The 598-nt window shown below is 45.2% G+C and carries 1 protein-coding gene; it reads right to left on the bottom strand.

The window, feature by feature from the left end; translation table 11 throughout:
• On the bottom strand, positions 1–555 hold a 555-nt coding region (locus ACWHAR_RS29545; protein ID WP_452088751.1), incomplete at its 3' end, for a CTP synthase.
• Between the last annotated feature and the right edge of the window lie 43 nt (positions 556–598).

Raw genomic sequence — 598 nt, 5'->3', positions numbered from 1 at the left:
GGCAGCAGCTTTAATGTAAGGTACGAGCGTACATTGGATGTACATTACGTTTTCACGGCCGATGTCGCTCTTCATTTGGCGGATCGCTTCAAGGAATGGCAGTGATTCGATGTCTCCGACAGTACCGCCGATTTCTGTAATGACAACATCTGCGTTTGTCTCTTTCCCTGCGCGGTAAACACGGTCTTTCAATTCGTTTGTGATGTGCGGAATGACCTGTACGGTTCCTCCAAGGTAATCTCCGCGGCGTTCTTTTTTAAGAACTGTTGAATAGATTTTACCTGTTGTCACGTTGCTGAATTTATTCAGGTTAATGTCGATAAAACGCTCATAGTGACCAAGGTCCAAGTCTGTTTCAGCGCCGTCATCCGTTACGAATACTTCACCGTGCTGGTACGGGCTCATTGTTCCCGGGTCAACGTTGATGTATGGATCGAATTTTTGAATCGTCACGTTCAGTCCGCGGTTTTTCAGCAAACGCCCTAATGAAGCTGCTACAATACCCTTTCCAAGTGAGGATACAACTCCCCCGGTTACAAAAATATATTTCGTCATTTCTTTTGCTCCTCTCTTCGCTCTTAGCTACATTTTTAAAATG

The organism is Bacillus sp. LR--39, from assembly GCF_053613335.1.
Note: the sequence above shows the minus strand (reverse complement) of the source record. Positions and strands in the feature narration are given on the sequence as shown.